The organism is Cupriavidus sp. LA-1 (genome assembly GCF_055385985.1).
Genome location: NZ_AP031388.1, coordinates 1159170 through 1172964, shown reverse-complemented (window position 1 = coordinate 1172964; position 13795 = coordinate 1159170). Strand labels below are relative to the sequence as shown.

Below are 13795 nucleotides of genomic sequence, written 5' to 3'. Positions count from 1 at the left end.
GATCAGGCGAACTGCTCGCGCATCAGCTTCTTGTTCAGCTTGCCGATGCTGGTCTTTTCCAGTGCGGGGACGATCCTGACGACCTGGGGCACGGCATATTTCGAGATGCGGCCGGACTCGCTGTAGCTGAGCACGTGCCGCTTGATGTCATCCTCGCTGGCCGGGGCCGCGGCGTCCGGCTTGAGCACGACCAGTGCAGCGGGCCGTTCGCCCCATTTCTCGTCCTTGATGCCGATCACCGCTACCTCCGCCACCGCGGGGTGCATGGAGATCAGGCTCTCGATCTCGAGCGACGACACCCATTCGCCGCCGGACTTGATCACGTCCTTGATGCGGTCCGTGATCTGCACGTAGCCATCCGGGTCGATGTTGGCAATGTCCTGCGTATGCAGGTAGCCGCCTTCCCAGAGCTGCCCGGATGCCTGCGGATTCTTCAGGTAGCCCTGGGTCAGCCACGGCGCCCGCACCACGATCTCGCCGCAGGCCTTGCCGTCGTGCGGCACGTCATCCATGTCCGGGTCGACGATGCGCAGGTCGACGAGCGGCACCGGCACGCCGGTCTTGCAGCGCAGCCGGACCTCGTCGTCGGTGTTGCCCGGCGCCGCGTCGGGAGCGAGCTGCGCCAGGGTCAGCAACGGGCCGGTCTCCGACATGCCGTAGCCGGAGAACACATCGATGCCGCGGTCAAGCGCGGCGCGGGCCAGGCCGTGGGGCAGGGCGCCGCCGCCGATCACCATCTTCCAGCGGCTCAGGTCGACGCTCTTCGCCTCGGCGCAGCCCAGCAGCATGTGCAGGATGGTGCCGACGCAGTGCGAGAAGGTCACGCCTTCATCGCGCACCAGCCGCATGATCTGGTCGGGTGCGTAGCGGCCGGGGTAGACCTGCTTCACGCCGAGCACCGTCGCCACATAGGGCATGCCCCAGGCATGCACGTGGAACATCGGCGTCAGTGGCATGTACACGTCGCCGCGGTGGAAGCGCTGTCCGGCTTCCGGGCTGGCCAGTGCCGCCATCAGCGTGATGGTGTGCAGCACCAGCTGGCGATGGGAGAAATAAACGCCCTTCGGCAGCCCGGTGGTGCCAGTGGTGTAGAACGTCGTTGCCCGTGTGTTCTCGTCGAAATCAGGGAAGTCGTAGTCGACCGGGCTGGCGGCGAGCAGGGTCTCGTAGTCGGCGCAGAAGGGGATCGCATGCGCGGGGGCGGCACCGCCCTCATCGTCGATGCTGACGAAGACCCGGACGGTCTCGAGCTTGTCGCGGATCGACTCGACCACGGGCAGGAAATCCGTGTGCACAAACAGCACTTCCGCGCCGGCATGGTTGATCGTGTAGGCGATCTCTTCCGGCGAAAGGCGGACGTTCACGGTCTGGAGCACGGCACCCATCATCGGCACCGCGAAATAGCATTCGAGGTAGCGGTGGCTGTCCCAGTCCATCACGGCCACGGTGGTGCCGTGAGCGGTGCCGAGCCGGCTCAGGCCGTTGGCCAGCCGCCCGATGCGCTCGCGCAGGGTGGCGTAGGTCTGGCGGTGCTTGCCACGATAAACGATCTCCTGATCGGCAGCGTGGGCAAGCGGCGTATTCAGCAACTGCTTGATCAACAGCGGATACGCATATGCCGCGGGAGTCATCCCCATCACCTGGTCCTGCATTCTGTTCTCCTGAAATACGGAATCTGTGGCGCGCCCAAGACACTCAAGCCATTACGCGGTTGCGGTACGGCGGCGTTTTGTGCCTGGGTCTATCGTCGCTGCGGTGCAGCAACGCAACCATCCCCCGAAAAGGGGAGCGGCGATGGGGGAGGCGATGGGGAAGGGAACGCGCGCGGACGGGCGACGCGAAGCGGTGGACCGCGCTGGGTGCGGCGTCAGCGCCGCATCAATGCGGGCGAACCAGTCCCAGGGATTGCGCGCGTGCGACGGCGTGGGCGCGCTTGTCGACGGACAGCTTGATGAAGATGCTCTTGACGTGTGATTTCACCGTCTCCGGCGCAATCCCGAGGGAGCGGGCGATTTCCTTGTTCGATTGCCCTTCGGCGATCAGGCCGAGAATATTGCGTTCGCGGCCGCTCAGCGATTCGCGTGCCGTCCCGGAGAGCGCGCTGTCCTCGGGTTGATAGCGCGCCCGCCATCCTTCCAGCAGGCGCTCGACATAGGCGAGCAAGGCATTGGTCTGCGCCGTGGCGGGCGTGTCTTCGCGAACCGCGCGCAGTAGCGCACCGGTCTCCGGCCCCTGGTCGAGGATGGTCCGGAACACGCCGGCGGCCGCGGCGGCTTCCAGGATTTCTCGGAACACGCCCACGGCCTGCTGGCGTTCATTGGCACGCAGGAAAGCGATGGCCAGCGTGCAGCGCAGGCGCAGCGCCAGGTAGTCGCGATGCTTGCGCCCGGCGCTGTCCAGCAGCGTGTTCAGCAATGCCACGGCATCCTGCGTGCGGTCCTGCGCCATCGCCAGGTAGGCAGCGCCAAGCGCGCGATAGTTTTCGATCTGCCTGGCGATGGAGCACTGGGGATCGACGGAAGGCTGCGCCAGTGCGTCGAGCCGGGCCACACACGCAGCGGCTTCGCTGACGCTGCCCTCCGCAAGCAGCAGACGGATGCGTTCGATCAGGGCGGCGGCGCTCAGCCGGTTCCATCCGCGCGCATGGCCAAGGCCCTGCGCCTGGTCGAGCAAGGCGTAGGCCTGGTCGGTGTCGGCACGTGCCACGGCGATGCGCGCCAGCACCAGGTGAGCGACCAGCACGCTGTCGAGCATGACCGCGGCATTGATGACCGGGAGGCGGTCGGCGATCAGCGCATGCGCCTCGTCGAGCCGGTCCTGTTCATAGCGTATCTGCGCGATCAGGGGCGCGCACACCGCGGCGGAGGTGGACTGCGGTCCGACGTGATGCTCGGCCAGGCGCATGGATTTCATGAGATGCCGCTCGGCCTGGGCGAAATGCATCTGCTGCAGCTCGGCCAGCCCGAGCAGGCAGAAGTAATAGACGGACGAGAACACATTGCGCTGGTCGTCCTCGTCCGAATAGGGAATCCATGGGGTCGCATGGAAGCGATCGAGATCGCCGGCCTTCCAGTGGGCAAAGCGGACCACGTTCGACACCACGTTGGTGGACCAGGCATGGCTGGCCGGCCGGTCGAGGCAGGCCTGGGCAATGGCCAGCGCACGCCGGGGATCGTCCTGCAGCGCGGCGGCGACGGCGCGTACCGCCTGGCATTCCCAGCGGACGTTGTCCCGTTCGGGGAGCACGCCGGCCGCCATGTCGTCCTCGATCGACGCCAGCATCGCTGCGGATTCGTCAAACCGCATGGCCAGGGCCATGCCCCACGCAATCGCCAGCCGGACCTCGTCCTGGCCACGCATCAGGTCGGCGGGGAACTGGCGTTGCCAGCCCAGCAGGGTGAGCAGGTCACCCTTCCTGACCAGGGCCATGGCGCAGTTGCCGAGCAGGCTGATGGCCGTTTCGTTGTCGTGCGCGGCGATCGCATGCCGTACCGCATCGGTCCAGAGCTGGCGTGCCGCATACCATCGGCAGGCGCGCAGATGCAGGGCCGCGACCTCCTCCGGTGCGCCGGCTTCAAGCCGCTGGCGCAGGAACTCCCGCAGCAGGTGATGGTAGCGAAACCAGTGGCCGTGCGCGTCCATCGGTTCCAGCAACAGCTGCCGCGTCGCGATACGTTCGAGCATGGACTGGCTGGCATCGAGCCCGGTGACCGCCTGGCACAGCGATGCGGTCAGGCCATCGAGAATGGACGTGTCGAGCATGAACCGGACCATCTCGTCGGGCAGCTGCCAGAGCATGTCCTCGATGTAGGCGGCGATCGGGCGTGCCGTGCCGGACGGCACGACGATCTCCCAGCCGTTGCCGCCGGGTTTCTCCCGCAGCAGCGTCGAGGCCGAGATACGCAGCGCGGCCGCCCAGCCTTCGGTGGTCGCGTGCAGGGTGCTGACGTCGGGCTCCGGCAGTTTGCCGGCGCATGCGTGCTCGAGGAAGCGCTGCGTTTCATCCAGGCTGAACCGCAGCATCGAGGCCTCGATCTCGAGCAGTTCGTTCTGCGCCCTGAGGCGCGCCAGCGGCAGCGGCGGGTCGGAGCGTGTGCCGATGATCAGGTGGAAGTTCGACGGCGCATGCGCGAGCATGAACGCCACCGCGTCATGGATCACCGGAAGATTGATCACGTGATAGTCGTCGAGGAACAGGCAAACCTCTTCGTCGACCTCGGCGAGCTCGTTGATCAGGGTTGCGATAATGGTTTGCGGCGGAACGAGCGAGGTCTCGGCGGTCAGGCCGACGGCTGATGCGCCGACGCCGCTGCACGCCTGCCGCAGCGCCTTGGCGAGATGGTGGAGGAAGCGGGCCGGTTCATCGTCGGCGCCGTCCAGCGACAGCCAGGCTGTGCGGGTGCCGCCCGCGCGCAAGCGCGCGAGCCACGCGGTCGCCAGCGAAGTCTTGCCGAACCCGGCCGGCGCCTTGATCACGCTGAGGCGCCTGGCCGCGGCCGATTCCATCAGGCCAAGCAGGCGTGGCCGGTCGATCAGTCCTGCCGGCAGGCGCGGCGGAATCAGTTTGGTGGCAAGCAGGAGGGGCAGCTTTTCGGTGGCCATCTGTGGTCAATTGGCCTGGGCCGCCTGAAACCTGGTGAGCCCATGTCGGTGGCGTGGAACATCGCGTCGCCGGGACGTCCTGAAAACTGAGTCTAGGCTCTCGGCATGAGAATTCAAAAGAGGAATCACGGGAGGGGCCGCCCATGGACGATGCCGCTGAACACGCGCATATCCGGCCACGCCTTGCAATCAAGGCGCCCCGAAACGCGCCGCGAACTCCCGGTCGCGGAACGCATCGACGACGAAATCGATAAAGACGCGGGTCTTGGGGGGCAGCAGCTTCTTGCTTGAGTAGTACACCGACACGGGTCCGTTGTCGGCCTGCCATGCTGGCAGCAGGCGCATCAGCGCGCCGGTTTCCAGCCACTTTGCTGCATGCGTGGTTGGCAGCAGTGCGACGCCGTAGCCGAGCATCGCCGCATGTGCCATCGCCTCCGGGTCGTCGAAAACCATGCGCGTGCGTTGCGCCGCCGGCGCCTCGTCGCCGGCCTGGTTGCGCAGCGTATAGGCGCGCAACCGGCCGGTCGGGCCCGATCGCCGCACGATGCCGTCAAGGACGGCAAGGTCAGCGGGGTGCGCCGGAACCGGCCTGCCTTGCATATAGGCGGGCGATGCCGTCGCGATGATGCGGGTCTGGACGAGTTCTCGCGCCACCACGCCCTCGGTCAGCTCGATGCCGCCGCCGATCGCGGCATCGAAGCCGTCCTGGATCAGGTCCACCGGCCGGTTATCGAAGTGCCAGTCCGGCACGATGGCGGGATAGCGTGCCAGGAACTCGCCCAGCAGCGGCACCAGGTACTCCCTGCCGAAGGCAAGCGCCAGGCTGACCTTGAGCACGCCCGCGGGTTTGCCTGCGTCCTGCGAGACGCTGGCAAAGGCATCGCGCAAGGTCGAGAACGGACCTGACACCTGCTGGAAGAACTGCTCGCCGCTGTCGGTCAGGGTGAGCTGGCGCGTGCTGCGCTGGAACAGCCGCACGCCGAGGTGTGATTCCAGCCGCGCGACATTCTTGCTGACCGCCGCCGGGGTGAGGCCAAGGCGGCGTGCCGCCGCCGAGAAACTGCCGGCTTCAGCACTCCGCACAAAGGATTCGAGAAGGTTCAGGGCTTCCATGCCACCAGCTTATACCAATGGTTGAAGAAGTTGATGCTGACTTATCGCTACCGGCGACGCAATGCACAGACCATACTGACTTCACCAACCTTTCTTGCTCAGGAGCACTTCATGACCACCCTTTCCGGAAAAATTGCCTTTGTCACCGGTGGCGCCCGCGGCATTGGCGCTGCCATCGTCCGCCGCCTGGCGCGCGAAGGCGCAAGCGTTGCCTTTACCTACCAGCAGTCCGCCGCAACCGCCAATGCACTGGCCGCCGAGGTCGAAGCGGCAGGCGGCCGCGCACTGGCGATCCAGGCAGATGCGGCCGATTCCGCTGCGCTCACCGGCGCGATCAATGATGCCGCGCGGCAGTTCGGCAGGATCGATATTCTCGTGAACAACGCCGGCGTGCTGCGGCTGGGCCCGGTCGAGACCCTCTCGCTGGAGGACTTCGACCAGACGCTGGCCGTCAATGTGCGCGCGGTCTTTGTCGCCGCCAAGGCCGCGCTCGCGCACATGGGGCAGGGCGGCCGCATCATCAATATCGGCAGCACCAATGCCTACCGGATGCCGTTCCCTGGCGGCAGCGCGTATGCCATGAGCAAGTCCGCGCTGCTGGGGCTGGTGCAAGGCATGGCCCGCGACCTGGGGCCGCGCGGCATCACCGTCAACAACGTCCAGCCGGGTCCGACCGACACCGATATGAATCCTGAAGCCGGCGAGTTTGGCGCCACCATGCATGGCCTCATGGCCTTGCAGCGCCACGCGTCGCCGGACGAGATCGCGGCGATGGTGGCCTACGTCGCCGGTCCGGAAGCCGGATTCGTGACGGGCGCCAGTCTGACGATCGATGGCGGATTCAGCGCCTGATCCAGCTCCCGCTCGCCGGGCAGGCGGGCGGGCCACCCATGCATTGGAGGCGATCGATGGATCCGGGCTGTGGCGCGCCGGGGGCAGAGTTGCAAACGCATGTATCCAGCGGGCGTGCGGATACATAGCCATACAAAGAAGCCAGGCGCCGGTCCGTCAGCCGGGATATCTTGCAAGCAAACGGCGGCCGGAGCGCCGGGCACCGTATTGCGTTACCCTTTCGATGCCCGGCGCCGCGCCTGGTGGTTTTCAATCAATATGCCAAGGTAACGCCGATGGACGCCCACACCGACCACATCCTGATCGTGGATGACGACCGCGAAATCCGCGAACTCGTCTCCACCTATCTCACCAAGAACGGCTTGCGCGTCACCGTGGTGCCGGACGGGCGGCACATGCGCTCGTTCCTGGATGTCAACAGCGTCGACCTGATCGTGCTCGATGTGATGATGCCGGGCGACGATGGCCTGGTGCTGTGCCGTGAGCTGCGGGCGGGCAAGCACAAGGCCACCCCGGTGCTGATGCTGACCGCGCGCAGCGACGAGACCGACCGCATCATCGGCCTCGAAATGGGCGCCGACGACTATCTTGCCAAGCCGTTTGCCGCGCGCGAGCTGCTGGCCCGCATCAAGGCGGTGCTGCGCCGGACCCGGATGCTGCCGCCCAACCTGCAGATCTCCGAGGCCGGGCAGCTGCTTGCCTTTGGCGACTGGCAGCTGGACACCACCGCGCGCCACCTGATTGACCAGGATGGCGTCATCGTTGCGCTGAGCGGCGCCGAATACCGCCTGCTGCGCGTCTTTGTCGACCATCCGCAGCGCGTGCTCAACCGCGACCAGCTGCTCAGCCTCACGCAGGGCCGCGAAGCCGAAATGTTCGAACGCTCGATCGACCTGCTGGTCAGCCGCTTGCGCCAGCACCTCAGGGACGATGCACGCGAGCCCCGCTACATCAAGACCGTGCGCAGCGAGGGCTATGTCTTCTCGACGCCGGTGGAGATCCGGGAGGCACGCCAGTGAATCTCCGTGCCTTGCCCTGGCCCCGTACCATGGGCTCGCGGCTGTTCCTGATCCTGCTGGCGGGCCTTATCGTCGCCCATGGCCTGTCGTTTGGCGTACTGTTTGCGGAGCGCTACATCACCGCGCGCCAGGTCATGCTCGGCACCCTGGAGACCGACGTCTCCACGTCGATCGCCATCCTGGACCGCCTGCCGGCGGCGGAGCGCCCGCAGTGGCTGCGGTACGTGAATCGCGGCACCTACCAGTACATACTCGGGCCCGGGCTGCCGGGCGTGCCGGAGATGTCCCCCCAGGCCAAGGAAGTCGCCGACCGGATCATGGAAGCGAGCGGTGGCCGTTTCCCGGTCAGGGTGGAGTCCATCCCCGGGCAAGGCAAGCGCATGCAGGCGCACCTGACCCTCAGCGATGGCAGCCCGCTGACCATCGACGTGCATCCGAAGCCGACCCCGGTCGCGCAATGGCTGCCCTATGTGCTGGTGATCCAGTTGCTGCTGCTGGTCCTGTGCTGCTGGCTTGCCGTGCGGCTGGCGATCCGCCCGCTGGTGGCGCTGGCCAATGCCGCCGACGCGCTCGACCCGAATGCCAGGAGCCAGCCGCTGGGCGAGACCGGGCCCACTGAACTGGTACGTGCCGCGCGCGCATTCAATGCCATGCGCGAGCGCATTGCCCGCTTTGTCGAAGAGCGCGTGCAGATCCTGGCCGCTATCTCCCACGACCTGCAGACGCCGATCACGCGGATGAAGCTGCGCGCCGAACTGGCGGAAGACTCCGAGGACAAGCGCAAGCTGGTGCACGACCTCACCGAGATCGAGACGCTGGTGAAGGAGGGACTGGCCTACGCGCGCGCCACCCATGGCGATGGCGAGAAGCCGTCGCGGATCGACATCGGATCATTCGTCGAGAGCCTGGTCTACGACTACCAGGATACCGGCAGGGCCGTCACCATCGTGCAGAGCGCCGGCGGCGCGGTCGAGACGCGCCCGCACGCCTTGCGCCGCATCCTGACCAACCTGACCGACAACGCCATCAAGTTCGGCGGGGCGGCGGAGCTGGCCGTGCAGCGCGAGGACAGCGGCGCGGTGATCATCCGTGTGCTCGACCGCGGGCCCGGCATCCCGGCAGAAATGCTCGAGTCCGTGCTGCAGCCGTTTGTCCGGCTCGAGGCATCGCGCAACCGGGAGACCGGCGGCACCGGCCTGGGCCTGGCGATCGCTCACCAGCTTGCGCTGGCGATCGGCGGCTCGCTGACGCTGCGCAATCGCGAGGGCGGCGGCCTGGAGGCGCTGCTCAGGGTGGGTTGAGCCGCCGCCCGCTGCATTACCAGCCGCCTCCCAGCGCGCGGAACGTGGCCACCGCCGCGCGGGCATTGTCGGCCCCCACGCGCGCCTGCTGGTCGCGCGCGGCCAGCAGCAGGCGGTCTTCCTCCAGCACTTCGAACAGGCTGACCGCGCCGCCCTTGTAGGCATCCTCGGCGGCGCCGCGCGCGCGGGCCTGGGCATCCACTTCCACGGTCAGCTCCTTGTCCTGCAGCTCCAGCTGGGTCAGCGTAATGATCGCGTTCTCCACGTCCTCCGTGGCGCGCAGCATGGCCTTGCGGTAGGTGGCCAGGGCTTCGGCGTTGGCGCCTTTGGCCTGCGCCACTTCCGCGTCCACCCTGCCGAAGTCGAACAGCCGCCAGCGCAGCCCTGCGATTGCGGCGGGCTGGAATGCGGACGCCGTGAACAGCTTGCCGGCGGAGAGGCTCTCGAAGCCGAGCAGCGCTGACAGCGAAAGCTTGGGGTAGTACTCGGCGGTGGCCACGCCGATGCGCGCGCTGGACGCCGCCAGCCGGCGCTCCGCGGCAATCACGTCGGGGCGGCGTTGCAGCAGGTTGGCCGGACCTTGCGCCACGGTGATCCGCGGCACGGCGGTGCGCCCGGCAGGGGCCACGAGTTCGGCGGCATAGGTGCCGGGGTGCGCGCCCATCAACACATCGAGGCGGTTCAGCTGCGTTTCCAGTTCGATCTGCAGCGGCGGGATGGTCACGCGGGTCTGTGCGAGCTGTGCTTCGGCCTGGGCGCGTTCCCGCTCGGCGCCGATGCCATCGGCCAGGCGCAGCTGCACCAGCTCGAGCAGCTTGGCATTGGTCAGCACCTGCTGTTGCGCGATCGCGATGCGCTGCTGCGCGCCGCGCACGCGGAAGTAGGCGTCGGCCGCTTCTGCGACCACCAGCACGCGCACGCCCATGTGCTCGGCTTCCGCGGCCTGGGCCTCGGCGCTGGCCGCCTCGGCGCCGCGCCGCAGCCCGCCGGCCACGTCGATCTCCCAGCTTGCCCCCACCCCCGCGCTGTACAGCGTCGTGTTGCGGTCAAAGCCCGGCGCGTGCTTGCCGAGGCTGCCCAGGGGCGCTTCCAGCGACTGGTGCTCCTTGCTCACGCTGCCGGAAAACGATGCCTGCGGCAGCAGTTCGGCGCCGGCGTGGCGGGCGGCGGCGCGGGCCTGGTCGACCCGCGCAATGGCCGCCGCCAGGTCGAGATTCTGCGCCAGCGCGCGCTGGATGACCCGCGTCAGCGCGGGGTCGTCAAAGCCCAGCCACCAGCTGTCCAGTGACGGCGCCGGCTGCGTGGCTTCGCGGGCGTCCAGTGCCGCGGCATGCGGGTAGGCCGCCGGCATGTCCGGGGCTGGCGTGTGGTAATCGGGGCCGGCCGCGCAGGCGGCCAGGCTGGCCGCGACGCCAGCCGCAAACAGGGTGGGCAGGAGACGGGCGATACCAGAGCGGGTGCGCTGGAGCGGGTGACGGGAGGGACTCTGCGGCATGACGGACACCTTTCACAAGCAACGAAGACAACACAAAGTAAAAACTAACTTGCATGATGATAGTGACTACTCTAGACTAACTTTCAAGTTGATAGCAACTACATTTTCAGAGGAAGCCAATCATGCAGAGAAAGCCGCTTGATGAAGCCCCGTGCCCGATCACCCGCACCGCCATCCGTGTGGCCGACAGCTGGAGCGTGCTGATCCTGCGCGAAGCGTTCTACGGCGTCACGCGCTTCGATGCGTTCCAGCAGAACCTGGATATCGCGCCGAACATGCTTACCCGCCGCCTGAACTCGCTGGTGGACGAGGGCATGCTGGAGCGGCGCCAGTACTCTGACCGGCCGCCGCGTTCGGAATACCTCCTGACCGAGCGCGGGCGCGACTTCCGCCAGGTGCTGCTGGCCATGCTGGCCTGGGGCAACAAGCATCTCGCGCCCGAGGGCGAGAGCCTGCAGCTGGCCAACCGGCACACCGGCGCGCGCGTCGAGCCGGTGCTGGTCGATGCCGCCAGCGGCCGCCCCGTCACCGACCCCGACTTCCACATCGTTCCCGGCCCGGCGGCCTGCGAAGGTGTGCGGCGGCGGCTGGACCACTCGGCCGAAGCCTGACCCGAACCATTCCCAACCCTACCGAACCCTCCACCGATACCGCCTCGCAGGCGGGGTAAGTCCGAAAGCAGAAAGGAAGTGCCATGAGCAGTAATACGCTGACTGAACGGGCGGGTACCGAACCCGTTCCCGTGTCGAAATCCAAGGCCAGCCCCAAGCGGCTGCTGGCGACCGGCGCGCTGGTTGTCGCCGGACTGGCCGGGATCGGCTACGGCTACCACTGGTGGACTTCGGCCCGCTACCAGGAGAGTACCGACGACGCTTACGTCGGCGCCGATGTCACGGTGATCGGCGCCAAGGTCGGCGGCTACATCGCTGAAGTCGCGGTGACGGACAACCAGACGGTTCATGCCGGCGACTTGCTGGTGCGCATCGACGATCGCGACTACCGCGCCGCACTGGCCAAGGCCGAGGGCGCCGTGGCCGCGCAACAGGCACTGCTGGCAAACCTGGATGCCACCGCGCGCCTGCAGGAGGCGGTCATTGCCCAGGCCAGGGCCGGCATCGCGGCTACCAACGCCGACACCGTACGGGCGCGCGACGACCAGGTGCGCTACGCCAGCCTGGTGGCCAAGGCGGCGGTTTCCATCCAGAGCTCGCAGAAGGCTGACTCGGACTACAAGCAGGCACAGGCCAACGGCGAGAAGGCACAGGCCTCGCTGCTGGCCGCGCAGCGCCAGCTGGAAGTGATCGGCACGCAAAAGCAGCAGGCGCAGGCGGCGCTGGCGCAGGCGACTGCCGAGCGCGACATCGCGAAACTGAACCTTGGCTATACGGAACTGCGCGCGCCGGTGGACGGTACCGTGGGCAACCGGCGCGCCCGCGTCGGCGCTTTTGCCGGTGCCGGCAGCCAGCTGCTGTCCGTCGTGCCGGCCAGCGGGCTGTGGGTGGACGCTAACTTCAAGGAAGGGCAGCTGGCGCACATGCGCGCCGGCATGCCGGTCGAGATTGAAGCCGATGTCCTGCCGGGGCGGGTCTTCCATGGCCACGTGGCCAGCCTGGCGCCCGCCACCGGTGCGCAGTTCAGCGTGTTGCCGCCGGAGAATGCCACCGGCAACTTCACCAAGATCGTCCAGCGCGTACCGGTGCGGATCCGCCTGGATGAGCAGGATGCCCGGCTTGGCGTCCTGCGTCCGGGCCTGTCGGTCATGGCCCAGGTCAATACCCGGCCCGGCAAGCAGGTGCAGTGATGACGACGACCAGCCTGACCAGCCCTGCGCCCGCCGTGGTGGTGCCCACCGCGCCCGACGAGATGTCCACCGCCGCCAAGGTGTTCGCCTTCAGCACGATGTGCGTGGGCATGTTTATCGCCTTGCTGGATATCCAGATCGTTTCCGCGTCGTTGCGTGATATCGGCGGCGCGCTCTCGGCCGGCGCCGATGAAACCGTCTGGGTGCAGACCAGCTACCTGATCGCCGAGATCATCGTCATTCCCTTGTCCGGCTGGCTGTCGCGCGTGATGTCGACGCGCTGGCTGTTCGCCGCCTCGGCGGCGGGCTTCACGCTGACCAGCCTGCTGTGCGGCGTGGCGTGGGACATCAACAGCATGATCGTGTTCCGGGCGCTGCAGGGTTTCCTGGGCGGCTCCATGATCCCGATGGTGTTCACCACCGCCTTTGCCTTTTTCTCCGGCCCCAAGCGCGTCATCGCCGCCGCCACGGTCGGCGCGCTGGCCTCGCTGGCGCCGACGCTGGGGCCAACCATCGGCGGCTGGATCACCGACAATTTTTCCTGGCACTGGCTGTTCTTCATCAACCTGGTGCCGGGCATCTTCGTCACCATCGCGGTGCCGCTGCTGGTCAAGGTCGACCGGCCCAACTGGTCGCTGGTTCGTGGCGCCGATTACCTCGGCATGGCCTTGATGGCGCTGTGCCTGGGCTGCCTCGAATACACGCTGGAAGAAGGCCCGCGCTGGGACTGGTTCGGCGACGACGTGATCCTGGCCACCGCCTGGATCGCCGGCCTGTCGGGCGTGGCCTTTATCTGGCGCTCGCTGGCCTATGCCAACCCGGTGGTGGACCTGCGCGCGCTCAAGGACCGCAACTTCGCGCTCGGCTGCTTCTTCTCCTTCGTCACCGGCATCGGCATCTTTGCCACCATCTACCTGACCCCGCTGTTCCTGGGGCGCGTGCGCGGCTTCAGCGCGCTGGATATCGGGCTGGCGGTATTTTCCACCGGCGTGTTCCAGATGGCGTCGATCCCGTTCTATGCCTTCCTGGCGAACCGGGTCGACCTGCGCTGGCTGATGATGGTCGGACTGGGGCTGTTCGCGGTGTCGATGTGGTACTTCGCCCCCATCACGCACGACTGGGGCGCGGCGCAACTGCTGCTGCCGCAGGCGCTGCGTGGCATGGGACAGCAGTTTGCGGTCGCGCCCACGGTGACCCTGACCCTGGGCAGCCTGCCGCCGGAGCGGCTCAAGCTGGCGTCCGGCCTGTTCAACCTGATGCGCAACCTGGGCGGGGCCATCGGCATCGCGGCCTGCGCGACCGTGCTCAACGACCGCGGCAACATGCACTTCCTGCGCGAGGCTGAGCACCTGAACATCCGCAATGAAGCCATGGGCAGCCTGCTGCAGGGCGTCAGCGACCAGTTCGTGGCGATCGGACACGATGCCCTCGATGCGCAGACCGCGGCGCTCAGGCAATTGTGGGCGCTGGCCTGGCGCGAGGCGCAGACCCAGACCTTTGGCGACATCTTCCTGCTGATCCTGGTCTGCTTTGCGATCGCCACCGCGATGGTGCCGCTGATGCGCAAGGTTGCAGCGCCGAAGGGACCGTCGGCGGACGCGCATTGAATGGG

10 protein-coding genes are annotated in these 13795 nt (G+C 67.4%); 6 read left to right on the top strand and 4 right to left on the bottom strand.

The genetic code is table 11. The features are described from left to right. Positions 1-2: 2 nt before the first annotated feature. The 3 genes from ACZ5MJ_RS24535 to ACZ5MJ_RS24525 all read right to left on the bottom strand — a co-directional run bounded on the left by ACZ5MJ_RS24535 (position 3) and on the right by ACZ5MJ_RS24525 (position 5715). A complete protein-coding gene (locus ACZ5MJ_RS24535) occupies positions 3-1652 on the bottom strand; it encodes a fatty acid--CoA ligase (protein ID WP_464226273.1) in 1650 nt (549 codons plus the stop codon). A gap of 226 nt (positions 1653-1878) precedes the next feature. Next, positions 1879-4602 (bottom strand): LuxR C-terminal-related transcriptional regulator, encoded by a 2724-nt coding sequence (locus tag ACZ5MJ_RS24530; RefSeq protein WP_464226272.1) that lies wholly within the window; start codon positions 4600-4602, stop codon positions 1879-1881. Positions 4603-4791: 189 nt separating this feature from the next. After that, entirely contained in the window at positions 4792-5715 is a 924-nt protein-coding gene (locus ACZ5MJ_RS24525) for a LysR family transcriptional regulator (protein WP_464226270.1), read from the bottom strand. Positions 5716-5826: 111 nt separating this feature from the next. On the opposite strand from ACZ5MJ_RS24525, the gene ACZ5MJ_RS24520 reads away from it, so the two are divergent. The 3 genes from ACZ5MJ_RS24520 to ACZ5MJ_RS24510 all read left to right on the top strand — a co-directional run bounded on the left by ACZ5MJ_RS24520 (position 5827) and on the right by ACZ5MJ_RS24510 (position 8887). Further along, a complete protein-coding gene (locus ACZ5MJ_RS24520) occupies positions 5827-6567 on the top strand; it encodes an SDR family oxidoreductase (protein WP_464226268.1) in 741 nt (246 codons plus the stop codon). Between the two features lie 275 nt (positions 6568-6842). After that, complete coding sequence (locus tag ACZ5MJ_RS24515; protein WP_464226267.1) at positions 6843-7586, top strand: response regulator; 744 nt, start codon at positions 6843-6845, stop codon at positions 7584-7586. Then, entirely contained in the window at positions 7583-8887 is a 1305-nt protein-coding gene (locus ACZ5MJ_RS24510; RefSeq protein WP_464226266.1) for a sensor histidine kinase, read from the top strand. Before ACZ5MJ_RS24515 ends, ACZ5MJ_RS24510 begins: the two co-directional genes overlap by 4 nt. Before the next feature lie 16 nt (positions 8888-8903). On the opposite strand, the gene ACZ5MJ_RS24505 is transcribed toward ACZ5MJ_RS24510, so the two are convergent. Further along, positions 8904-10382 carry an efflux transporter outer membrane subunit gene (locus tag ACZ5MJ_RS24505; RefSeq protein WP_464226265.1) on the bottom strand — a complete coding sequence of 493 codons (1479 nt, stop codon included), beginning with the start codon at positions 10380-10382 and terminating at the stop codon, positions 8904-8906. Between the two features lie 122 nt (positions 10383-10504). Between ACZ5MJ_RS24505 and ACZ5MJ_RS24500 the strand changes: the two genes are divergently transcribed. From ACZ5MJ_RS24500 to ACZ5MJ_RS24490, 3 genes are all read left to right on the top strand, one after another. Beyond that, the gene (locus ACZ5MJ_RS24500) at positions 10505-10993 is read left to right on the top strand and encodes a winged helix-turn-helix transcriptional regulator (RefSeq protein ID WP_464226264.1); all 489 of its coding nucleotides are present in this window, start codon (positions 10505-10507) and stop codon (positions 10991-10993) included. 83 nt (positions 10994-11076) lie between these two features. Next, positions 11077-12183 carry an HlyD family secretion protein gene (locus tag ACZ5MJ_RS24495; protein ID WP_464226263.1) on the top strand — a complete coding sequence of 369 codons (1107 nt, stop codon included), beginning with the start codon at positions 11077-11079 and terminating at the stop codon, positions 12181-12183. Next, positions 12183-13790: a DHA2 family efflux MFS transporter permease subunit gene (locus ACZ5MJ_RS24490; RefSeq protein WP_464226262.1), complete on the top strand. Its 1608-nt coding sequence runs from the start codon at positions 12183-12185 to the stop codon at positions 13788-13790. Before ACZ5MJ_RS24495 ends, ACZ5MJ_RS24490 begins: the two co-directional genes overlap by 1 nt. Positions 13791-13795 lie beyond the last annotated feature (5 nt).

Excerpts from the sequence above, each read along its gene's own strand:
- ACZ5MJ_RS24535 (WP_464226273.1), bottom strand. The coding sequence starts at position 1,652 with ATGCAGGACCAGGTGATGGGGATGACTCCCGCGGCATATGCGTATCCG.
- ACZ5MJ_RS24530 (WP_464226272.1), bottom strand. The coding sequence starts at position 4,602 with ATGGCCACCGAAAAGCTGCCCCTCCTGCTTGCCACCAAACTGATTCCG.
- ACZ5MJ_RS24525 (WP_464226270.1), bottom strand. The coding sequence starts at position 5,715 with ATGGAAGCCCTGAACCTTCTCGAATCCTTTGTGCGGAGTGCTGAAGCC.
- ACZ5MJ_RS24520 (WP_464226268.1), top strand. The coding sequence starts at position 5,827 with ATGACCACCCTTTCCGGAAAAATTGCCTTTGTCACCGGTGGCGCCCGC.
- ACZ5MJ_RS24515 (WP_464226267.1), top strand. The coding sequence starts at position 6,843 with ATGGACGCCCACACCGACCACATCCTGATCGTGGATGACGACCGCGAA.
- ACZ5MJ_RS24505 (WP_464226265.1), bottom strand. The coding sequence starts at position 10,382 with ATGCCGCAGAGTCCCTCCCGTCACCCGCTCCAGCGCACCCGCTCTGGT.
- ACZ5MJ_RS24500 (WP_464226264.1), top strand. The coding sequence starts at position 10,505 with ATGCAGAGAAAGCCGCTTGATGAAGCCCCGTGCCCGATCACCCGCACC.
- ACZ5MJ_RS24495 (WP_464226263.1), top strand. The coding sequence starts at position 11,077 with ATGAGCAGTAATACGCTGACTGAACGGGCGGGTACCGAACCCGTTCCC.
- ACZ5MJ_RS24490 (WP_464226262.1), top strand. The coding sequence starts at position 12,183 with ATGACGACGACCAGCCTGACCAGCCCTGCGCCCGCCGTGGTGGTGCCC.